At 69.0% G+C, this 22,253-nt stretch carries 16 protein-coding genes and 2 tRNA genes; 11 read left to right on the top strand and 7 right to left on the bottom strand.

The annotated features are described in order from the left end of the window. Nucleotides 1–157 precede the first annotated feature (157 nt). Nucleotides 158–1,993: a DUF6311 domain-containing protein gene (locus FB453_RS17925; RefSeq protein WP_145791743.1), complete on the top strand. Its 1,836-nt coding sequence runs from the start codon at nt 158–160 to the stop codon at nt 1,991–1,993. A 30-nt stretch (nt 1,994–2,023) separates the two neighbouring features. On the opposite strand, the gene FB453_RS17920 is transcribed toward FB453_RS17925, so the two are convergent. Beyond that, entirely contained in the window at nt 2,024–2,800 is a 777-nt protein-coding gene (locus tag FB453_RS17920; protein ID WP_145791740.1) for an IucA/IucC family C-terminal-domain containing protein, read from the bottom strand. A gap of 327 nt (nt 2,801–3,127) precedes the next feature. Between FB453_RS17920 and FB453_RS17915 the strand changes: the two genes are divergently transcribed. Then, on the top strand, nt 3,128–4,657 hold the full coding sequence (locus tag FB453_RS17915) for a peptide deformylase (protein WP_112583823.1): 1,530 nt from the start codon (nt 3,128–3,130) through the stop codon (nt 4,655–4,657). A gap of 68 nt (nt 4,658–4,725) precedes the next feature. Here FB453_RS17915 and FB453_RS17910 read toward each other — a convergent pair whose 3' ends face one another. Further along, nucleotides 4,726–5,841 carry a globin domain-containing protein gene (locus tag FB453_RS17910; protein ID WP_112583822.1) on the bottom strand — a complete coding sequence of 372 codons (1,116 nt, stop codon included), beginning with the start codon at nt 5,839–5,841 and terminating at the stop codon, nt 4,726–4,728. A 144-nt stretch (nt 5,842–5,985) separates the two neighbouring features. Between FB453_RS17910 and FB453_RS17905 the strand changes: the two genes are divergently transcribed. After that, nucleotides 5,986–6,756: a CPBP family intramembrane glutamic endopeptidase gene (locus tag FB453_RS17905; protein ID WP_112583994.1), complete on the top strand. Its 771-nt coding sequence runs from the start codon at nt 5,986–5,988 to the stop codon at nt 6,754–6,756. A gap of 4 nt (nt 6,757–6,760) precedes the next feature. Here the strand turns inward: FB453_RS17905 and FB453_RS17900 are convergent, their stop codons facing one another. Next, on the bottom strand, nt 6,761–8,143 hold the full coding sequence (locus FB453_RS17900; protein WP_486480321.1) for a hypothetical protein: 1,383 nt from the start codon (nt 8,141–8,143) through the stop codon (nt 6,761–6,763). Between the two features lie 146 nt (nt 8,144–8,289). Here FB453_RS17900 and FB453_RS17895 point away from each other — a divergent pair. The 4 genes from FB453_RS17895 (at nt 8,290) to FB453_RS17880 (ending at nt 9,804) form a co-directional block, all read left to right on the top strand. Beyond that, nucleotides 8,290–8,380: transfer RNA gene (locus FB453_RS17895), tRNA-Ser, on the top strand. 35 nt (nt 8,381–8,415) lie between these two features. Further along, a tRNA-Arg gene (locus FB453_RS17890) sits at nt 8,416–8,488 on the top strand. An 86-nt stretch (nt 8,489–8,574) separates the two neighbouring features. After that, nucleotides 8,575–8,898, top strand: coding sequence for a site-specific integrase (locus FB453_RS17885; RefSeq protein ID WP_145791738.1), 324 nt, complete (start codon nt 8,575–8,577; stop codon nt 8,896–8,898). Between the two features lie 9 nt (nt 8,899–8,907). Next, on the top strand, nt 8,908–9,804 hold the full coding sequence (locus FB453_RS17880; RefSeq protein ID WP_145791735.1) for a DUF1963 domain-containing protein: 897 nt from the start codon (nt 8,908–8,910) through the stop codon (nt 9,802–9,804). Between the two features lie 272 nt (nt 9,805–10,076). On the opposite strand, the gene FB453_RS17875 is transcribed toward FB453_RS17880, so the two are convergent. Then, nucleotides 10,077–11,312 carry a hypothetical protein gene (locus FB453_RS17875; RefSeq protein WP_145791733.1) on the bottom strand — a complete coding sequence of 412 codons (1,236 nt, stop codon included), beginning with the start codon at nt 11,310–11,312 and terminating at the stop codon, nt 10,077–10,079. Between the two features lie 367 nt (nt 11,313–11,679). On the opposite strand from FB453_RS17875, the gene FB453_RS17870 reads away from it, so the two are divergent. The 3 genes from FB453_RS17870 to FB453_RS17860 all read left to right on the top strand — a co-directional run bounded on the left by FB453_RS17870 (nt 11,680) and on the right by FB453_RS17860 (nt 15,493). Further along, entirely contained in the window at nt 11,680–12,792 is a 1,113-nt protein-coding gene (locus tag FB453_RS17870) for a ricin-type beta-trefoil lectin domain protein (protein WP_145791731.1), read from the top strand. Nucleotides 12,793–12,961: 169 nt separating this feature from the next. Further along, nucleotides 12,962–13,540 (top strand): DUF3455 domain-containing protein, encoded by a 579-nt coding sequence (locus tag FB453_RS17865; protein WP_145791729.1) that lies wholly within the window; start codon nt 12,962–12,964, stop codon nt 13,538–13,540. Nucleotides 13,541–13,963: 423 nt separating this feature from the next. Further along, nucleotides 13,964–15,493 (top strand): non-reducing end alpha-L-arabinofuranosidase family hydrolase, encoded by a 1,530-nt coding sequence (locus tag FB453_RS17860; RefSeq protein WP_145791726.1) that lies wholly within the window; start codon nt 13,964–13,966, stop codon nt 15,491–15,493. Nucleotides 15,494–15,564: 71 nt separating this feature from the next. Here FB453_RS17860 and FB453_RS17855 read toward each other — a convergent pair whose 3' ends face one another. Beyond that, entirely contained in the window at nt 15,565–16,110 is a 546-nt protein-coding gene (locus FB453_RS17855) for a class I SAM-dependent methyltransferase (RefSeq protein ID WP_145791724.1), read from the bottom strand. A 188-nt stretch (nt 16,111–16,298) separates the two neighbouring features. Further along, nucleotides 16,299–17,786, bottom strand: a complete 1,488-nt coding sequence (locus FB453_RS17850; RefSeq protein ID WP_145791722.1) for an MFS transporter — start codon at nt 17,784–17,786, stop codon at nt 16,299–16,301. A gap of 332 nt (nt 17,787–18,118) precedes the next feature. Between FB453_RS17850 and FB453_RS17845 the strand changes: the two genes are divergently transcribed. Then, nucleotides 18,119–18,841, top strand: coding sequence for an SDR family NAD(P)-dependent oxidoreductase (locus FB453_RS17845; RefSeq protein WP_244220531.1), 723 nt, complete (start codon nt 18,119–18,121; stop codon nt 18,839–18,841). A 67-nt stretch (nt 18,842–18,908) separates the two neighbouring features. Here FB453_RS17845 and FB453_RS17840 read toward each other — a convergent pair whose 3' ends face one another. Further along, nucleotides 18,909–22,139 (bottom strand): S8 family serine peptidase, encoded by a 3,231-nt coding sequence (locus FB453_RS17840; protein WP_186718368.1) that lies wholly within the window; start codon nt 22,137–22,139, stop codon nt 18,909–18,911. Nucleotides 22,140–22,253 lie beyond the last annotated feature (114 nt).

The following is a 22,253-nucleotide window of genomic DNA, read 5'->3' as shown; positions in this document are numbered from 1 at the left end:
ATCCGCTGGGAGGGCGAAAGAATCGGGGCATCGGGGTGGCCGAATTGTGGTCGGGGGGTGGGTTCGTGATCGGCGGTCGGCGAACCCGGCACATAGTACGGCAGTACCCCGAAACATGTCACGGCGGTGCCATACGCTGACTACCCTATGAATTGTCATGACTACTCCTGAACCGGACGTGCCCAGCGACAGCGGCGGCCCGGCCGCCGCGCCGTCGGCGGAGGGGGCTTCCGGTGCCGTTCGGCCTTCCCGCAGGGGGATGTGGGCCGATCTGGCCGCCGTGCTGAGCTTCGTGGTGCTCGGCTTCTGGGTCACGTGTCGACTCTGGCTGGACCCGGGCAGCGATGTGCGGGACAACCAGTCCGATCAGTCGCAGTTCGAATGGATGATGGCCCACGGTACGCGAGTAGTCACGCACTTTGCGTATCCGTTCCATTCCAATCAGATGAACGTCCCCGACGGCGTCAATCTGATGGCCAATACGTCCGTATTATCCATTTCATTGCCAATGACGCCGATCACCCTGTTGTTCGGGCCGCGTGCGTCATTTCTGATCTTTCTCACCGCCGGCATGATTGCCACCGCCGCGGCCTGGTATTTCGTGCTCTCCCGGGTTCTGATCGGCAGCCGGGTGCCGGCGTGGCTGGGTGCCGGCTTCTGCGCGTTCGCGCCGGCCATGGTGTCGCACGCCAATGGGCACCCGAACATCGTGTCGCAGTTCGTCGTCCCGTTGATCATTTGGCGCACGCTACGACTCGGTGAACAGGGCCGCTGGCTGCGCAACGGGGTCCTCCTCGCGCTGGTCATCGTCTGGCAGGCGTTTCTCAACCTGGAGATCCTGCTGATGACCGCGATCGGGCTCGGCGTGACCGTCGGCGTGCTCGCCCTCGGCCGCCCGGATCTACGGTCGCGGGCCCGACCCTTCATCGCCGGGCTGGCCGTCGCCGCCGGGGTCGCCGCGCTCCTGCTCGCGTACCCCCTTTACGTTCAGTTCTTCGGACCGGACGCGTACTCCGGGCTGTCCCGCCTGATCCGCGGCTACTCCAGCGACGTGGCCTCGTTCGTCGCGTACTCCCGGGAATCACTCGCCGGTAGCGCACGCACCGCCGCGGGCCTGGCCAAGAACCCGACCGAGGAGAACAGCTTCTTCGGTTGGGCACTCGTGGTGCTGGTGATCGCCCTGGTCTGGTGGCTGCGCCGCTCGATCGTGGTGCTCGCGCTGGCCGCGCTCGGGTTGCTCTTCGCGGTGCTCTCGCTGGGTCGGGAGGTCCGCTTCGACAACCGGGGTACGGGTGTGCCGGGCCCCTGGGCGGCGCTGGAGAACCTCCCCATCCTGCACTCGGTGGTGCCGACACGCTGGGCGTTGGCGATCACCCCGATCATCGGGCTGCTGCTCGCCTACGGTGCCGAACGTGCCCGCGAGTTGGCCGAGGCGCACCCGGCCGCTCGGGGGCAGGTCCGCTTCGTCAGCGCCACAGTGCTCACGATGGCCCTGTTGCCGATCGTTCCCACCCCGCTGCCCGTGGCCCGCCCCGACCCGGTCCCCAGCTTCGTGACCAGTGGGGCCTGGCGGTCGTACGTGACCGGTGGGCGCAGTGTGGTGACGCTGCCGTTGCCGGACACCACCTACGCCGAGCCGCTGCGCTGGTCCGCGGCGACCCGGTTGGACATGCCTCTGGCCCGTGGCTACTTCCTCGGCCCGGACACCCGCCCGAACGCCGATCCGCCGAAGGTCGCGTTGTTCGGTGCGACGCCCCGCCCCACCAGCAGCTTCTTCGCCACCATCCGGCGCACCGGGGCGGTGCCGCCGATCACCCCGCAGAGTCGGGTCCGAGCGGTCGACGACCTGCGCTACTGGCGGGCCGGGGTGGTCATCCTCGGGCCACACGAGCACGAGGCCGCGCTGCGCCGGGGGATGACCGAGCTGACCGGGATCCAACCGGTCTTCACCGGCGGTGTGTGGGTGTGGGATGTCCGGTCACTGACCGACTGAGCAGTGCGGCCCAGCCTGGCCGGGCCCGGCCTAGCGGACGCAGCAGCCCTGGCAGACCTTCGGCCGGGGCAGGGTGAAGGCGAGGCAGCAGGTGCGGCGCTGCACTGTCGGCTCACCGGTCGGCCCCGGCACCAGCTCGATCAGGTCGGCCAGGTCGAGTGCGCCGAGCACTGTGTCGATGCTCTGCACCGTGGAGCCGGGCAGGGCGTCTGCGGCCCGCAGGATGCCGTGCGCGATGCCGGAGGCGACCGAGCCGAGCAGCGTCCGGGTGCCCACCCGGACCTCGGACTGGATCGCCGTGATGAGCGGCGCCAGGTGAGCGTCGAGCAGGGACGCGCGCAACGCGGCCAGCAGCTCCGCCTCGTCGGCGACGACCCGCACCTCCGGAAGGCCGGCCAGTGCCAGCGGATCGTTCGGCAGCACCGCCACTGTGGTGCCCCGGCGCAGGCCCATGGTGAGCAGCTGCCGATGGTCCTCGAAGTGGATCAGCAGGTCGGCCGGATCGAGCAGTGGCACGCGCCGGGCGGAGGCCCAGCCGAGCACGACCGGGAGCGCGGCCCAGTAGCTGTAGGACTTCCAGGCCAGCGCCGCGCAGGCGTGCGGGGTGCCGCCCCAGCGGACGGCGGCGCCGTTCAGCAGCTCCGGCAGTCGGCTGCCGTCGATCAGGGTGGTGGCGGGCGCCCAGCCGAGCTCGTCGTCGACCAGCAGGCCCCGGGCGAGGCCGGGGAGGTCGTCGGTGCCGAACATGGCCCGGAGCGCCGCGGTGACGGGAGCGAGCGGCGTGGTGGCGGTCTCTCGCCGTGGCATCACCGCTGTCACCTGAGTCGTCCCCTGTCTGTGTGACCGAGGAGTGCGCCCCGGCGGACGAACCAGTGCCGTCCTGAGCTAAGGCTAGCCTAACCAAGCCTCTGGCCGTAAGGGAAGCCTCACCTTGGTCACATCCCTGACGCCCAGGTCACCCCCGTGTCCGACGGGTGTAGCGCTTCGCGTACTACCCGGAGTCAGTGCTGGGAAACGCCGCCGCACAATCGATGACCATCGGTGGATTGTCAAGCGGTGTGTCGAAAACATGCCACTTGCGTGTGTGCTTGCGCACGGAACGTGAAACTTATAGCCCCGGCCACGAGGAAGCTGATGACGACCTCACCCCTCGAACGGGCTGCCGACTCCTTCGCGGCCGAACTCGCCCGGCAACGGACCGGGCGCGGGTTGTCCAAGAAGCAACTGGCCGTCCTGATGGGGTTCGACCCGTCCTACGTGAGCCATGTCGAGGGGCGCCGGCACCGCCCAACCGAGGACTTCGCCCGCCGCGCGGAGGCCGTCCTGGAGGCAAGCGGCGCGATCTGGCAGCGCTTCCGGGAGTACGACGACCTACGTCACGCCCGGTCGGGTCAGCCGCACCGCGAGCCGTACCTGCCAGGCCAGTGGCTGCCACCCGGCACCGGCCTGGTCGTGGAACGGGAGCTGGCCACCCTCACCCACGCCGACGACGGCTACCGGTGCGTCATCCACCGTGAGCTGTACAACGCCGGCACCGAGCCGGTCACCCGCTACCTGGTCCGGGTCGCGGTCGACCGTTACCCGAACGACCCCGGCCGCTCCAACCGGCACCATCGGGAGCACCCCCTCACCTTCGCCGAGCTGCAGATACAGGCCCGTCGAGACGACGGCGGCGGAGACCCGGAGCCGATGCACTGGCGAGCCAAGCACGATCGGGACGCGTTCAAGGAGATCTGGCTGCTCTTCGAGAACGGGGAGCGACGTTTCCCCCTTTACCCGGGCGACCGGGCAACCATCGAGTACGCGTACAGCGTCGGGCACGAGAAGTGGGGCCCGTGGTTCCAGCGAGCCGTCCGACTGCCCACCCGGCAGCTCGCCGTACGCCTGGACCTGCCAGCGGCCCTCGACCCGCAGGTCTGGGGCGTGGAGACCTCGCTCAGCGCGGAGGAGGGCCCGCTACGGACGGCGCCGCAGCGTCACGACGAGGGCGATCGGGTGATCTACGACTGGCAGACCGACGATCCCCCGTTGAACGCCCGCTACCGGATGCAGTGGCGGTTCCGTGCCCGCCCGGACACCGAACCGGACATCGGCCCCGGCGGCGCCCGGGTCCGACCCAGCGACCGGATGCGCGGCCTCGGCATCGTGCAACGAGGGGACGACCTGCTCCGCCAGCGGGCTCGCCCGTTCGACCTGCCCGGGGAGGAACACGTCGCCCGGGACGTGGTCGACCGACTCACCATGGCCCTGGCCCGGCTCGACGAGCTGCACCCGTTCAACAAGGGGGTGGGCGTCGCCGCCCCGCAGTTCGGCATCGGCCGCGCGGCGGCCGTGGTGCGGCCCCCCGACCGGTCGGCGGAGCCGGTCGTACTGCTCAACCCACGTGTGGTCGACGCCGACCCGGAGACCGACGAGCAGTACGAGGGCTGCCTCTCCTTCTTCGACCACCGAGGTCTGGTGCCCCGGCCGCTGCGCCTGGACGTGGAACACGCCCAGTGGGACGGCAGCCGGATCATCACGTCGTTCGAATTCGGCATGGCCCGGCTGGTCGCACACGAGATCGACCACCTGGAGGGCCGGCTCTACGTCGACCGGATGGCACCCGGCGTGCCGTTGGTGCCGGTGGAGGAGTACCGCGAGACCGGGCGCCCCTGGCGCTACTGACCAGGAAGGGACCGGGGCGCGTGCCCCAGGGGGCAGGGGCACGCGCCCCGGTGTGGGGGGAGGAACGTCTAGAGGTCACCGAAGGTGTCGTAGCGGATGCGCGGCGGCGGCACGTTGTCCGCGGCCAGCACCCGCAGGGTGGACCGGACCATCCGGGCGGCACCGGAGACGAAGCAGTCGTGCGTGGTCCACGGGCCGTACCGGGCCACCACCTCAGGGATCTCGCCCTGCTCACCGTCGAAGTCCGGATCCTCACTGCACGCCGCGGTGACCGACAGCCACGGGTGCACGGCCACCAACTCCTGCAACCCGTCCAGGCCGTACAGGTCGGCCGCCTGCCGTGCGCCGTAGAAGACGTGCACCCACCGGGTCCGGTTGAAGGTGGCCAACTCCTCCACCAGCGCCTTGATCGGCGCCAGCCCGACGCCGCCGGCCACGCAGAGGATGTCCCGTTCCGAGGCGCGGTCCACTGTCATCGACCCCATCGGCGCCGCCAGGCGGAGCAGGTCACCCGGCCGTACCCGCCGCACCAGGGCGCCGGACACCCAGCCGGCCCCCGGAGACCGCACGTGGAACTCCAGCACGTTGTCGTCGTTCGGGGCGTTCGCCACCGAGTAGTTACGCCACACCCGGGGGTGGTAGCGCGGCACCTCCAGGCTCACGTACTGCCCCGCCTGCCAACGCAGCGGATGCTGCAACGCCCGGCAGGTCAGAACGGCGGTGTCCGGGCCGTACCGCTCGTGGGTCAGCACCTCGGCGTGCCAGAACGGCGGGTCGTCGTCGGAGGCGGCGCCGGCCACCATCAGGGCGGCGATCGCCGCGTACGCCTCCCGCCACGCCTGGTCGTACTCCAGGTTCCAGCCGTCGCCGGCGGTGCTGCGCAGCGCGTCCAGAAGTGCGACGCCCATCGTGGCGTAGTGCCGCTCGTCGACGTGGTACTTGCGGTGGTCGCGGCCCAGCGCCCGGAGGAACTCGTCGAAGCTCTCCGGGTCGTCGACAGTGTGGATCGCCGTGATGATCGCTTCGAGTAGGCGGTCGCCCTGGCCGGTCATCTGCACCGGGAAGAGTTGCCGCAGGGCGGGGTCGAGCAGGAACAGCCGAGCGTAGAAGTGACCGCTCAACCGGACCCGGTCGTCCTCGACCAGGGTCCAGCTCTCCTTCAGCAACCGCGCGAGGTTGTCCACGGACGCTCCTTCTCCAGACGGCAACGGATCGGGCGCCCATAGAATCTCCACGGAGAGTGTCGACCGGTCGCACAGAATGTGCGATCGGCTCATGGTGGCCGGTCGGCCGTGTCCCGGGTGCCGTACGTCGGGCAGAGTGGTGCGGTGACCGTTGAGCTGACCCGCCCGGTGTCCCGCCGACTGCTGGGCACCGAGACGCTGCTGGTCCTCGGCCTCTCCCTCGGCCAGTCCGCGATCTACGCGGTGGTCTCGATCATCGCGAAGTTGACCGCCGACGGTCCGCTCTCCAAGCAGACCGCCTCGCTGAACACCTCGGCGTCGGCCCGCCCCTGGCTGGACCTCACGTACCAGCTGCTCGGCATCGTGTTCGCGCTGCTGCCGGTGCTGCTCGCCGTACACCTGCTCACCCGTGACCCCGGCGACCCGGCGCGGACCCTCGGCCTGGACGCCCGGCGGCCCGGTCAGGACGTGGCGCGCGGCGCCGGCCTGGCGGCGCTGATCGGCCTACCCGGGCTGGCGTTGTTCTGGGTGGCGGCCCACCTGGGTCTCAACGCCACGCTGGTGCCGGCCGCGCTGCCGGACGTCTGGTGGACGGTTCCGGTGCTGATCCTCGCCGCCGTGCAGAACGCCGTGCTGGAAGAGGTGATCGTGGTCGGTTACCTGGTCACCCGGCTGCGTCAGCTCCAGTGGCGGCTGGCCGCGATCATCGCGGCCAGCGCGCTGCTGCGCGGCTCGTACCACCTCTACCAGGGCTTCGGCGCGTTCGTCGGCAACGCGATCATGGGCGTCGTGTTCAGCCTCTTCTACCTGCGCACCCGGCGGGTGCTGCCGCTGATCATCGCGCACACACTGCTCGACGTGTTCGCCTTCGTCGGCTACGCGCTGCTGCCCAGGGAGTGGTTCGACTGGCTCTGACCCGTCAGCGCCGGTCGGGTCGGTAGACGGCCATCGCTCGGGCCGCGAGCCGGTCGGCCGCCGCTGCGTCACCCAACGCCGCCGCGAGCACCGCCGCGCCCGGCAGCAACCGGGCCGCCAGCCGCAACGCCACCCAACCACCGGCCTGCGCCGTGAGCGGCGCGGCCAACCGCCAAGCCGCCTCCGCCGCCCGCGGCCACGCCCCCTCGACCGGGTCACCCGCCGACTCGGCGGCGGCCAGAGCCGCCGCCGCGCTCGCCCGATCCGGGTGCACCTGGGTCAGCACCAGCAGGTCGACGGCCCGGTCGGAATGCGTCGGATCCTTGCCGTACGCGGCGGCCAGGTGCAGCACCAGCTCCGAGTGCGTCCACAGCACCGCCGCCAACTCGGCCAGCGGTGCGAAGAAGCCGGCCAGCGCGGCGGTCGCCCCACCCGCACCCGCGGAGCGGACGAACCGCCGGGTCGCCAACCGGGCCAGGCCGTCCGCCGGGGCGTCCGGGTACCGGGCACGCAACCCAGCGGCCCACCCGGCCGCGCCGGGCCCGAACGCCCGCACCGCGGCCAGAGCCAACAGCTCCGGTGCGAAGCCAGGGTGGTCGAGCACGCGCGCGGCGACCGCGCGCAGCTCCGATTCCGGGGTACGCCGCAGAGCCGGCTCAGCCTGCCGCACGGCGGGTGCTGCCGGTGCCGTCTGCTGCGCGTGCTCGGCGGCCGCCGTGTGCGGCTCGGCGGGCGCCGTCTGCTGCGCGGTCACGAGGTCGGGGGTGGGCTCTGTCGGCGGCGTGGTGCTCTTGCGCGGGGTGGCCGCGCGTTTTGTGGTCTTTGCGGCTCTGGCCGGGGTCGGAGGCGTGGTGGTGTTCGCCTCTCCGGTGGTGCTCGTCGCCTTGGTGGTGCTCCCTGTTTTGGTGGTGCTCGCTGCTTTGGTGGGGTTTGCGGCGCGCTTGCGCGGTGCCGGCGTGGTCGGGGTCACCTCGGCGGGCGTCTCGGTTCCCTTCAGAAGGGCAGTCCTGCGAACGGGGGTGGTCCGGGCCTTCGGTGGTTGCGCGACGCCTGTTGCGGGGCCTGACTGGTCGCCGTCCGCCTGTTCCGCCTGTTCCGGCTGCTCCACGCTCGCGTCGGTGGTCAGCTCGGTCGGTGCGCGCCGGGGCTGTCGAGGCAGGGGGCGGTCCGGATCCGGTGGCTGGAAGAGCACCGCCGGGGCAGCCTTGGCCCGTCGAGGGCGCTGGCTGGCCGGGGCGGCTGCCAGCGGTGCCGCCGCTTCAGGCTCCACCACCTCGGCGGGCTCGTCGGCCACGATCGGCGGCCGGAAGGTGGCCCGTGGGGAGCGCCGACGCGCTCGTTCAGCAGGCTCTCGACGGGTCGACTCGCTGGGCGGCTGCTCCTGCATATCGATGGAGCGTAGTCCCGATCACGCCGTCGCACAGCGTTGAAACACGGGCCCGGGCGAAGCCCGGGGGGCGTACCCCGGAAGTCGTTTTGCTCCCGGTGGGTGGCGACCTGTATCCTCGGGCGCGGTGGTCTGAGGATCACCGGGGAGACTTCGCCTAGTCTGGTCTATGGCGCCGCACTGCTAATGCGGTTGGGGTCTTAAAGCCCCTCCCGGGTTCGAATCCCGGAGTCTCCGCGCGAAAGCCGGGTGTGTACACTGGCTGAGCACAAGCGCCCGTAGCTCAATGGATAGAGCATCTGACTACGGATCAGAAGGTTAGGGGTTCGAGTCCCTTCGGGCGCACAGAAAGCCCTCTGCCAGGCATAACCGCCGGCAGGGGGCTTCTTCTTGTCTAGCCACTCAGCGCTGCAGAATCTTACTCTCCGTGCATGGCCAAGATCAACTCGCTGCATCTGGCAGCCTACGAGCGCGACTTGAAGATCCGTAACCGGTCACCTCGGACCGCCCAGAACTACCGGGAGACGCTGCTCCAGCTCTCGGCCTGGGTAGACGAGGCAGACCTCCTGGAGCTGAGCCGTACGGCGGTCGAGGGCTACATCCTCCACGTCCTGGAGACTCGCTCGGCGGCTTCCGCCTGCGGGCGGTACCGGGCTCTGCGGGCCTTCTACAACTGGGCCGTCCGGGAGGAGCTAATCCCGGAATCCCCAATGCGGAAGATGACCCCGCCAAAGGTCGTGGAGAAGCTGCGATGATGCTTCGCCATGAACTACTACGGACAGTTGCGCCGCGAGGCACTGAAGCGGGGCATGCCGGCGGCTCAGGTCGACAAATTCGCCGATCACCTTCGATTCGCGGTCTGGTTGAGCATCCGCGACGACTGCGGCGGAGATGTCGTTGGACAGAGGGGTGGGCTGCCCCGCCTACCGGTGGGCACGCAGTGGCCGTCCAACGGCGAGTATCCGTTGCCGTTCATCGCTTCCCTCGACTGCGCGGCTCTTCCGAAAATCGAGAAGCTCCCCTTGCCGGTGGACGGCTCGCTGCTCCTCTTCGTGGACACTGCCTTCGAGGATTTGTTCAACGGGTATGACGACGACTACGTGCGGATCCTGTACGTCCCCGCAGGCACCGAGACAGCGGTGGCCACGCAGTCGTCGTCCGGCCCCGATATCCCGGCCCCTGGCCCGGAGCGCCGGCTTTTTGCCATGGTCGAGCCGCAGTTGCCGAACTGGCTCGATCCTGATGAGGAGGACGACGATCCGCTTGAATGCGCGTCTGACATCGCGAGGCAGCTGGCCGGTGAGCTCACCCAGGCCGAGGAACTCATCGCACTGGTCCACGAGCTCTGGCCGGCGAAGATCGGCCTGGGAAGACTCTGCGTCGGCGGCTACACCTGGGACATCGGAGGCAGTGACTCCCCCGAAAGGCAGATAGCAAGTGAACGCCTCGATGTCCGGTTGAAGACAGGACTCGGCATTCCCCCGTCCGACACGTGGGACTGGCTCGAGGAGGAGGAGTTCCGGGTCACCCAGGAATGGGTGCCGCTCGTCCAGTGCGACACGGACTCCGACTTCTACTACGGACGCTACTTGATCAGCTTCGACGACTTGGCCGCCTGCCGTTTCGACAAAATACGCTCGTTCCCCGGACTCACCGAATAGGTTCCCCACGAACAGTCCGCGCGCCGGCGCGGACACCGAAGAGCAAATCCTGGACCATCGGCGACTTCACCAGTGAGCCTTCGCCGCCGCATCATCGAAACCTGAACCGGCCACCCGGAGGATTGTCGCCCGGCAGAGGAGGGACGGTTCGAGTCCCTGCGGTCGTTCCGCGGACGGCATCCGGTCCCGCCGCAGGTCCGATCTTCGTGACCGAACCTGTGCGGGACCGGATGCCTATCTCTTGCTACCCGGGTGCCGGGGCTATCTGGTGATCAGCCGAAGCAGTTGGGCACCGGCGGTGAGCTGGGTGTGCAGTTCGTGGGCCGGTTGCCGCTGATCACCGTCTTCTGGTCCACGTTGACCTGGCCGCCGTCGTTGAAGATCCCGCCGGGTGCCAGGATGGAGATGTTGTCGGTGACCTTGCTTTCGGTGAGGGTGAGCGTGCTGTTGTTGTAGATTCCGCCGCCCTGGGAGCTCGAGCCGATGGCCCGGTTCCGGTCGACGTGGGTGCGGCGCAGGACGACGGTGCCGCTGCCGTTGTAGATGCCACCGCCGTGTTCGATGGTGCTGTTCGTACTGGCGACGTTCTCGTTGATCCAGCTGTCTTCGGCAACGAACTGGTTGATCTGGTTGAAGACGCCACCACCTCGTTGGCCGGCTTCGTTGTGGTGGATCTTGCTGTGCCTGAGGTGGAAGACGCCGTCGGCGAAGATTCCGCCGCCCTCGCTGCCGGCTCGGTTCTCGTTGACCTCGATGTTCCTGGCCTCGGTGGTGGAGTTGATGCCGCCGCTGATGCCACCGCCACGGAAGCCTGCGGTGTTGTTGTGCGGGCGGACGTTCTCGAGCACGGCGACCTCACTGTTCGACAACCCGCCGCCAGTGCCGCCGATGGGCAGGATGTTGACGACCCCGATCGTGTTGTTGTAGCTCAGCCGGGTGTTCTGCACGGTGAGGTTGCCGTTGTTGAAGATGCCTCCGCCACTGAACACGGCGCTGTTGTTGCTGATGTTGCTGCCGCCGTCCTTCTTCTTGTCCTTGTCCTTGCCGTCCCAGTCCTTGCCGTGGTCGTTCCCGCCGAGGATCTTCGTGACGCCGAAGTTGGCGATACCGCCACCCGGGCCGTTGGTGTGGTTGTAGACCACGTCGGTGTTCTCGATGGTGGCTCTGCCGCCGATGTCGATCCGGATGCCACCGCCGCCGGCGCCGACCCCGCCCTCGGCCTGGCCGCCCTTGATGGTGGCGTCGCGCAGCGCCAGGTCGCCGCCGGCTCCGACTTCGAGGATCCGGAACGGGGTGGCGTTGGCCGCGCGGACGATGGTGGATCCGTTTGCGTCGATCACGATCTGCTGGGTGATGATCGGCAGGCCGACCGCACCGAAGGGCACCGGTGGCTGGGGTGCGGACCTGTTGAGCGTGTAGGTGCACTTCTCGGCGAGCCGGAGCTTGGCCCCGGAGCCGGCGTTCGCACGGACGATCGCCGCGATCAGCTCGTCGGCGTTGCAGGGCACGGACCGGAAGCCGTCGCCCTTGGCGTCTCGATGATCGCCGTCCTTCTTGTGGTCCTTGCCGTCGTCGAAGGCGATACCTCAGAGGTATTCATATGGCTCTGAGGTGTACCGCTCGCTGAGACCAGGGGCGGCAAGTCACCGCCACCGCCAGGGCCATCTTGATGCCTCGCGGCCATCGCGCTGGTTCGGCGCGGAGAACCAGGTTGCTGGTGCTTGACGTGGGCCAGATCAGCGACAAGAATTTACAGGAATCGCTGTTAGCGTTAACAATCCGTCCCAGTGCTGCGACGGCATCGTCATGCCGATGTCGCGGCGGTCGCGACGGCCTGACTCCTCGGTCAGCACTACCACTGCAGGGGAGAAACCTATGCGAACGAGGGCAAGATGGCTCGCGGCGACTGCCGCACTCGGTGTTGTCCTCGCCGGGGTGCTGACCTCGACCGGCCCGGCCAACGCGGAATCCAACGGCGGGGTGCGCGTGATGCCTCTCGGCGACTCCATCACCGAGGGCACCCAGGTGCCGGGCGGATACCGCATCGGGCTCTGGCAGCGCCTCGTCAACGGTCGATACACGGTGGACTTCGTCGGGTCGCAGTTCAACGGGCCAGCCAGCCTGGGTGACCACGACCACCAGGGACATCCCGGCTGGCGCATCGACCAGATCGACGCGAACATCGTCGGCTGGTTGAACACCCAACGACCGCAGACCGTTCTGCTGCACATCGGGACCAACGACATCCTGCAGAACTACAACGTGAGCACCGCGCCGAACCGGCTCTCCACCCTGATCGACCGGATCACCACCACGGCTCCCACCGCCGAGGTGTTCGTCGCGCAGATCATCCCGCTCTCCAACAGCAACCAGGAGGCGGCCGCACGTACCTTCAACGCGGCGATCCCCGGCATCGTGCAGAGCAAGGTGAACGCCGGCAAGCGGGTACGCCTGGTCGACATGCACAGCGCGCTCACCACCGCCGACCTGATCGACGGCGTCCACCCCACGTCCGGCGGATACGACAAGATGGCTGCCCGCTGGTACAGCGCGCTGCAGTCGGTGCCCGGCAGCATCGGCAACCCGGGCAGCGGCACCGGGCAGACCACTGCGATCGTGGGCACCCTGTCCGGTCGCTGCGTCGACGTCCCCGGCTCTTCCACCACCAACGGCACCCAGGTGCAGTTGTGGGACTGTCACGGCCGCACCAACCAGCAGTGGACCTACACGAGCAGCAAGACGCTGACCGTGTACGGCAACAAGTGCCTGGACGCCGCCGGCTACGGCACCTCGCCGGGCACCCTGGTCACCATCTACGACTGCCATGGCGGAACGAACCAGCAGTGGAACGTCAACGCCAACGGCACCATCACCGGGGTGCAGTCCGGCCTCTGCCTGGACCCGTCCAACGTGGGCACCGGCAACGGCACGAAGCTCGTCCTCTGGACCTGCACCGGCCAGACCAACCAGCAGTGGAGCCGCCGATAGCTCGTACGGTCGCGGCGGGTGGTCGGATCGCAGATGATCCGACCACCCGCCGGCACCTCCGCCAGGTGAATGGTCGTTCAAATCGGGCGCGATTTTGATCGTTACACGCATGCTGTCCGTGCAGGAGACGAGTGGGCGTAGGTGCGCCTGCCCGAAACGGAGGAATCGCATGCTGAGCACGTTTCACTCGCGGGTCCGAGCGGTTGCCGTCCTCGGTATGGCCGGTGTTGTGGCGGCGATCGGAGCGGTGACCCAGCACGCGTCCGCTGCCGAGGTAGCCGCGCCAACTGCTGTGGGCGCCGACGCACGCCGGGTCGACATCCCGCGCATCGCCTCGACAATCAAGCCACCGGCGGGAGCGCGCCCCGTTGGTGCGTACGTCGTCACTCGCGGAACGCAGACCTACACATGTGCTGGCGGCGTGTTCACCGGCGCATCGGTGCCGGAGGCCCAGTTGATCGGCACCGGCGGCCGGGTCCATCACTTCAAGGGCCCGAGCTGGCAGTCCGAGCGGGACGGCTCATTGATCACGGCGAAGAAGACCGCGGAGAGCCCACGGGCGGGGACCATCCCCGAGCTGCTGCTGACTGTGGACACCCATGCCGGCACCGGCATTCTCAGCAATGTCGCGTACATCAGCCGTCTGCTCACGTCGGGTGGCGTCGCCCCGGCCGGCGCCTGCACCGACGGCGCGACGGTGGCCGTGCCGTACGGCGCTGTCTATGTCTTCTGGGCCTCCAAGCGGTAATGACCCGGAGACCGCCCACCGACCGTGCCTCGGGTCAGGTCGCGATGGGCAGTCGTCGATGTTAACGCGCTCGCGGGGCCTCCTCAAGGGTTCGTGGTGGTCCTCGCCTGGCATCTGGGGCGATGCCTGCGGGAATGCGGTTCAAGACGTTCCACCACAAGATCCGCAGCCCGGTAGCGGCAGATGTTCCCAGCACATTACGTCTTGACGAACGGCATGTTATCGCTCACAGTCGATGCCTAAGGACGACGACACCTTGGCTTTCCGGGCAAGCCCTGCTTCGTCGATCTCGAATCAGGCGTGCGCTACTGCGCGCCGGCGTCTTGTTAACGCTAACTCTCTGACGCCTGCGCGCTCGGCCACGCGTCGCGGTACGCCCACCCTCGGGCAGGCCGTTCGGCTCTTGGTCACTGGAGGAGGATCATGTCTGCCCTCGATAGGTCTCCATCGATCGCAACGCCGTCGCGGCGGCGTTGGTGGTTGCCCCGCATCCTCGCCGCCAGCGCGGCGGCGTTGATGGTCGGTGGCGCTGCCGTAGCGGTGGTGTCGTCTCCCGCCGCTGCGGCGTCGGTCGACACGAACGCGTGGTACGTGTTGGTCAATCGCAACAGCGGCAAGGCCCTGGACGTTTACAACCTGGCCACGAATGACGGTGCCCGGATCACCCAGTGGGCCCGCAACAACGGGAACCAGCAGCAGTGGCAGTTCGTCGACTCCGGTGGTGGCTACTACCGGGTGAAGTCGCGGCTGTCCGGCAAGGTGCTGGACGTCTCGGGCTTCTCGACCGCCAACGGTGGCAGCATCGTGCAGTGGAGTGACCTCAACGGCACCAACCAGCAGTTCCGGCTGGCCGACTCGGACAGCGGCTACGTCCGGTTGATCAACCGGAACAGCAACAAGGTGATGGAGGTGCAGGGAGCCTCGACCGCCGACGGCGGAAACATCGTGCAGTACGACGACTGGAACGGCACCAACCAGCAGTGGCAGTTCGTCCGCGTCGACGGAACCACGCCGCCGCCGACGACTCCGCCGCCGGGCGGCACGTGCGACCTTCCCTCGACGTACCGGTGGTCCTCCACCGGGGTGTTGGCGAACCCGAAGTCGGGTTGGGTGTCGCTGAAGGACTTCACCGTCGCCCCGTACAACGGCCAGCAGTTGGTCTACGCCACCACGCACGACTTCGGGTCCAGCTGGGGTTCAATGAACTTCAGCCTCTTCTCGAACTACTCGCAGATGGCCTCGGCCACCCAGAACACGATGAACTCCGGGACTGTCGCGCCGTCGCTCTTCTACTTCGCGCCGAAGAACATCTGGGTGCTCACCTACCAGTGGGGTGGCACGGCGTTCTCCTACCGGACCTCGACCAACCCCACCAACGCGAACGGCTGGTCCGCGGCGCAGCCGCTGTTCACCGGAAGCATCACCGGCTCCGGTACCGGTCCGATCGATCAGACGGTCATCGGTGACGGTACGAACATGTACCTGTTCTTCGCCGGGGACAACGGCAAGATCTACCGGGCCAGCATGCCGATCGGGAACTTCCCGGGCAACTTCGGCAGCAGCTACACGACCATCATGAGCGACACCACGAACAACCTGTTCGAGGCCGTTCAGGTCTACAAGCTGCAGGGTCTGAACAAGTACCTCATGATCGTCGAGGCGATCGGTTCGACGGGCCGCTACTTCCGTTCGTTCACGGCGACCAGCCTGAACGGTTCGTGGACCCCGCAGGCCGCGTCCCAGAGCAACCCGTTCGCGGGCAAGGTCAACAGCGGCGCGACCTGGACCAACGACATCAGCCACGGTGAGCTGCTGCGCACCAACGCCGACCAGACGATGACCGTGGACGCCTGCAACCTGCAACTGCTCTACCAGGGGCGTTCCCCCAGCTCCGACGGCGTCGACTACGGCCTGCTGCCGTACCGGCCGGGTCTGCTGACCCTGCAGCGCTGATCCGATTTGATCAAGCTCGGCTGACACGGAACGGGCGGGCTCGGCGTCACGCCGAGCCCGCCCGGCTCATGTCAAGGCTGCGACCAGCCCGGGCTCACGGGGATCGGGGTACCGGTGACACAGGTCAGCACCCGGCCCTGACCACGGGTGGCGCTCGATGTGGTCGTGGCGAAACCGTGGGTTTCGAGCAGTAGTTCGGTCGCTGTGAGGTTCGCGGTGGCGTGGGCTTCGGTGGGTCGCTCGCCGAAGACGTAGAGCCGCCCTCCCGGCGCCAGCAGGCTGCGCATCCGAGCGATCTGCTGCGCCGCGTCGCCCAACCAGAAGAGGCTGACGTTCACTGCGAAGATCTTGGTGAAGTGGCCGGTCGGAAGGTCGGCCGACTCGAACCCTGCTCGCCGGATCTCGGCTCTACCGGCGTCGATGTGGCTCAGGTTCCGTTCGGTCGCGAGCCGCACCATCGTCGTGGCACGGTCGATGGCGACGATTCGACCGGTGGTGAGTTGGCCGGCGACCAGGGAGACAGCAGCTCCCCGACCGCAGCCGATCTCCAGCACCTGGTCGTCGGGCGCGACAGCCATGATCTGCACCGCCCAGCGCTGCCGATGGGCGGGCGTCACGCGAACCGGTTCGTTCGCTGAGGGCGTCGTGCCAGCGCTGGACGAACCCGCATCGCGGCTCGAAAGAGTGGACCTCACGACGTCACTCGCCGGTGCCTTCTCTGCTCACACCCCTGATTCCACCCTCTCAGCGGAGTTGGTGCACCGTGTCCTCGGTCACCGCGCCGGATCGGCAGGCGCGACAGCGATCAGTGCACGGGCACCGGGGTGACGTCCCCGAGGGCGTCAGTCGGGGCCGGGACGTGCTTCGGGGCACCGGCGTTCACCATGGCCACCGAGACCACTGCCGCCGCGACCACAAATCCGACGGCGACCCAGTACGCGACCGAGTAGCCGTGCATCAGGGCCTCGTTCCGCTCCTGGACTCGCGCCGCCGGGCCACCGTGCGAGAGCAGGTAGGTGGCGGCCGAGCTGGTCGCGATGGTGTTGAGCAGCGCGGTGCCGATCGACCCGCCGACCTGCTGCGACGAGCTGATCATCGCGGAGGCGACGCCGGCGTCCCTGGGCTCGACGCCATGGGTCGAGATGCTCATCGCGGGCATGAAGGCGGTGCCGATGCCGAGCCCGATCACCGCTTCGGCGAACGCGATCTCCAGGAAGCCGCTGTCCGCGTCGAGCAGAGCCAGTAGCACCAGACCGACCGCTGTGACGAGGTACCCGCCGACCATGATCGGCCGGGGTGCGATCCGGTGCGCGAGTCGGGCGCCGATCTGCGTGGCGCCGATGGCCTGCGGTACGGCCATCGGCATGAACGCCAACCCGGCCATCACCGGCGACCATCCCTTGACCTGCTGGAAGTAGTAACTGAGCAGGAGGAACATCCCGAACATGCTGACGATCGCAAGGCCCACCGAGAGGTACGCGGCGGCCCGGTTGCGTTCAGTCAGGACGCGCAGTGGCAGCAAGGGGGACGTGACCCGCGCCTGCACCCCGACGAAGGTCGCCAGCAGCAGCACCCCGGCGGTGAACGACCCGATGGTCACCCCCGCTGACCATCCGCGGCTCTCGGCGACACCGAACCCGTAGACGAGGCCGACGAGTCCGGAGCTGGCCAGCAGTACGCCGGGCAGGTCGAGTCGGGCGCGGTGCCGCTCGCCGTCGTCGTGGACGGTGCGACTGGCGCCCAGGATCCCGATGACCGCGATCGGCACGAGCACGAACATCGCGAAGCGCCAGTTCAGGTACTGGGTGAGCAGCCCTCCCACGATCAGACCGACAGCGCCGCCGGCGATCGAGACCGCGCTGAACACGCCGAAGGCCTTCGCGCGTTCCCTCGGTTGGGTGAAGGACAGGGAGAGCAACGAGAGCGCGGCCGGCGCGAGCAGGGCCGCGAACACACCCTGGAGCGCCCGGGCGAGCAGCAGCATCGCGGCGTTGACGGCCAGGCCGCCGATGGCCGAGGCGATCGCGAAGCCGCCCAGTGCGATCAGAAAGGTGCGCTTGCGCCCGACCATGTCACCGATCCGGCCGCCGACCAGCAGCAGACCGCCGAACGCCAGACCGTACGCGGTCACCACCCATTGCCTGCTCCCGTCGGTGAAGTGCAGCGCCTGTTGCGCCGAGGGCAGCGCGATGTTCATGACCGCCCCGTCGAGCACCACCATCAGTTGAGCGATGGAGATGAACAACAGGGCCTTCCACCGCTGGGACTCGGGGGCGAAGCGACCTCTGGACATGACTGTTCCTTAAGAGTGGTTTGCGTGGATTCGAACAACTCACCCAACGCTAATTACTTTATGGAACGATCACCAAAGAATGTGCCTGCGGTTACAGCGTCGTCCTGGATGATCACCAGGTCTAAATCAGCGCATATGTCAGCTGAGGATGCCCAATCGAGAGGCAGTCGCGGCTGCAGAGGTGCCGTCTGTGACTGTCGTTACTTTGTCGAACGTTCCAGAAAAGGTTAGCGTTCCGTCCCACGAAGAGCCCTGCGGGCCCCGTGGCGGCTCACCAGTCGAAGTGGATGTGAGACGAGATGTCTGGACGGTTGGAAGCAAAGGTGCTGGTCGTGACCGGCGGTACGCAGGGCATGGGCCTGGCGTTCGCCCAGCGGGCGGCCACGGAAGGGGCCCGCGTCGTCATCGGCGCCCGGGACAAGGACCGGGGCGAGGAGGTCGCCGCGCAGATCAGGAACGCGGGCGGCAGTGCCCTCTTCGTGCCCACCGACGTGACGGTCGAGGAGGACATGGCGCGGCTCGTCGACGCCGCCGTGACGGAGTACGGGCGACTGGACGGCGCGTTCAACAACGCCGGCGGTGGCCCGATGGCCAGCGTGCGCGAGACCGACAGCGACAACTGGCACCGGTCGCTCGCCCTCAACCTGACGAGCGTCTTCTACGGCCTCAAGTACGAGCTCCCGGCGATCATCGCCTCCGGCGGTGGCGCGATCGTCAACAACGCCTCGGTCTCCGGCGTGAAGGGCGATGGGACCCAGGCCGCCTACAACGCGGCGAAGCACGGGGTCATTGGTCTGACGCGCTCGGCGGCCCTCGACGTGGCGCGCTCCGGTGTGCGGGTCAATGCCCTGGTCACCGGCCTGATCGACACTCCGCTCTGGCAGGGCGTGGTCAGCCAGGCCCCGGAGATCGCGGAACGCTACCTGTCGGCGCAGCCGACCGGACGAGCCGGCACCTCCGACGAGGTCGCCGCCCTCACCGCGTTCCTGCTCAGCGACGAGGCCACCTTCATCAGCGGTGCGTCCATCGCCATCGACGGCGCCCTCACCGCCTGAGGCACCGAGGCACTGAGGTCCGGTCCGGGGCGGCGGCTCCAGCGACCGCCCCGGACCGGGCAATGCGTCAGGCGATACGGTAGGCCCGCTGGATCGTCTGCGTGACCGTGTTGCCGGCGGTGTCGGTGGCGGTCAGTCGCAGCGAGACGAATCCGGCCCCTCGTGGATGACTGATCAGCGCGACGTTTCGGATCACCGGCAGGGCGACCCAGGTCCGGCCGTCGTCGAACGACGCGGACACGGCGAGCGTCCGGTTGGGCGCGGCCTTCGAACCGGCCTGCCGGTCCAGCGCCACCGGGATCGTCATGATCCGGCCGGTCCGTGCCGTGTTGGTGTCGTCGAGCATGGGCGTCGGGCGAGCCGTGGTCAGAGGCAACCGCTCCGGCGACGTGGTGTGCGCCGAGGTGAAGGTCCAGGCCACCGAGACCGACGTCGACAGGGTGTCCGGTGCGCCTCGGGTGGCGGTCGCCTCCAGCCGGTAGGTGGCCTTCCCGGCGGGCACCGCGAACTCGGCCCACGGGCTGTCCGAGGTCCCGATCTCCTTACCGTCGCGCAGCAGCCGGAACCGCACCGGCTGGTCGTCGCGGCTCGCGGGGCGACCGGTCGCGTCGCCGAACAGGGGCACCGACGCGATGGAGATGGTGTCGCCGTCGCGGCCCGCGTACCCCAGGGGTGACAGTGTCGGCGCCTGGGTCACTGTGGGTCCGAAGGGCGCCGCGTTCCAGGTCTGGGTGTACGTACGCCCCGACCTGAAGGTCGAGTCCTGCGTCGTGAGGTTGTCCCCCTCGACGAACGTGGACGTCCAGACGATGCCACCGTCGGTGTTGTAGTACTCGGTGCCCTTGAACGGCAGGTCGACAGGCGTGTTCGACCCGATCGGGCCCGCGCCTCCGGGCGCCGACGCGCGGTGGAACCGGGTGGCCGTCGCCGTCGTGGACTGGCTGCGGTAGGTCGTCTTGACCGTGGCCAGGTTCTTCGACGACAGCTTCCTGGTCAGGCCGGTGAACATGTCGCCAGCGCTGACGTACGCCAGGTCGTAGGTGTAGGGACTGTTCCGGAAGGTGCCGTCCCTGCCCGGCCGGGCGAGCCCGACGCCCAACGTCGCGGTGAACTCGGGTGCCGCGACGGCGGGTCCGAGCCGGCCGAAGAAGACGTCCGTGAAGGACACTCCGCTGAGTTGGACGCCGGGGTAGCGCAGGCCGTCGTCCCAGTTGGCGCTCACGTTGATCGAGGTTGGCGCGACGTCGTGCTGCGGCACCGTCAACGCGACCGGCTTGGCGGTGCGGGCGTCGACCGCCTCGGTGACAGGGCCGCGTACGTCCAGGACCGGCTGGGCGAGCAGGGTCGACACGGCACCCTCGTGGATGGTGCTGTACAGCGCGTACCGACCCTTGGGCAGCCGCAGGACGCCGCCGCCCGGTGTTGCGGGGAGGGTGCTGAACTCGCCGGTGGTCAAGCTCGCCGCCACCGTCGTGTACTCGGTTGCCGGCTTGCCGTCGCGTCCGGTGTGGTCGAGCCGTACGTCGTAGCTCTCGATCTCACGGTTCAACACGAAGGGCGTCCGTACCCGCAGGTCGCCGGCGCCGGTCGCGGTCAGCGCGCCCTGGTAGACGCCGTCCGGGGCGTCCACCCGGGTGTCCACAGTGATCGTCGCCTCGGCGCGGCCACCGGCCGGCACCACCAGCGTGGCCGGGCTGACGGTGAGCATGCCCGCCGGGGCCGGAGCGATGGCCAGGGTCAGGGTGACCGGCGCGGTGCCCGTGTTGCGGTAGCCGACGACCTGGGTGATCGGGCTGTCGTCGGCGTGCGGCCAGCGCTGCACCGGAAAGTCGATGGCGGCGATGTCGGTGGCGACCGGCTGGGCGACCGCGCGGGCGATGTCCACCCGGCCGGCCCCCTGCTCGTAGATGGTGTCCTCGCCGGTCGGCTTGGCCGAGTCCATCAGGGCGGCCTTGAGCTGCGGGCCGGTCCAGTCCGGGTGTTGCCCGGCGAGAATCGCGGCGGTGCCGGCCACGTGCGGGGTCGCCATCGACGTACCCGACATGGTGGCGTAGTCGCCGCCGGGGGCGGCGGCCACGATGTCGACGCCCGGCGCGCTGATCTCGGGCTTGATGTGGTTGTCGCCGACGCGCGGGCCCCGGCTGGAGAAGTAGGCCCGCTGGTCGTCGGCATCCACGGCGGCGACGGCGAGAGCGTCGTCGGCGGAGGCCGGCGAGGAGACCGACTTCGGCTTCCCCTCGTTGCCGGCCGCGACCACGAAGAGGGTGCCGTACCGGTGGCTCAGCTCCTGGACCGCGGTCTCCAGCGGGTCGAGGCCGGGTGCGTCGTCGCCGCCCACGCTCAGGTTGACCACCCGGGCCTGCGGCGCGAGCCACTGCATGCCGGTGATGATGTCCGAGTCCTGGCATTCGGTGGTGGCGCAGACCTTGCCGACGAGCAGCTTCGCCCCCGGCGCGACCCCGCGGTACCTGCCGCCGGAGGCGGCGCCGCTGCCGACGATCGTCGACGCCACGTGGGTGCCGTGGCCGACCGCGTCGCCGGGGTCGTTGCCGCCGGTGAAGTCCCGGACCTCGGTGAGGTGGCCGGCGAAGTCGGGGTGGCTGGAGTCGATCCCGGTGTCCAGCACGCCGACGGTGACGCCGGTGCCGTCGAAACCGGCCTGCCAGGCCGCCGGGGCACCGATCTGCGGCACGCTGCGATCGAGGGAGACCGTGCGCTTGCCGTCCAGCCAGATGTGGCTGACCCCAGTGGTGAGGGTGCGCGCGGACGGTGCACCCCGGGTGAGCGACGTCCAGAGGGTCAACCTGTCGTCCCGGTCCGCCCGGACCGCGAGCGCGTGCGCGGCCGGGAGGTCGGCCCGCACCCGCCCGGCACCCCCTGTGGTCGCGGTCCGTGCCCGCGCCGCCATGTCTTCGGGGTACGCGACCAGCAGTGGCAACTCGGCGGCCCGGTCGTCGTAGCCGAACTCGCCGAGCGTGGTGAGGTCGAACAGGCGCCGGTCGAGCCGCCCATCCCGCACCAGCGGCATCGCGTCCACCGGGATGACGTACTGGTGACCGTCCTCCCGGCTGCTCACGAACCGCATGGCGGCCCGACCCGGCCCGCGCTGGATCTGCGGGCGACCCGCCGCGTCCAGCGACACCCGGTCCCCGGTGATCAGGGTGAAGGTTCCGTGGGTGCCGGGGGCCGTGGCCGTCGGCTTTTCCTGCGCGTTTGCCGCTTGGGCGGTCAGGCTCGCCGCCACCAGCGCGGTCGCGAGTACGCCGGCTGTCAGGGCGCGTCGTTGCCGTCGTCGCACATCGTCCTCTCCGCCACGGGCGTCTCCCGGGTCGGCACGATGACGCCTGGCCAGGTCGTTAGGTTGATCACTACGGTGTGACGGAGGCCACAATCGCGCCCCGCGCCGACGCGG

It is taken from the genome of Micromonospora sp. CNZ322 (assembly GCF_007827755.1).
This window is presented reverse-complemented; position numbering and strand designations above follow the sequence as displayed.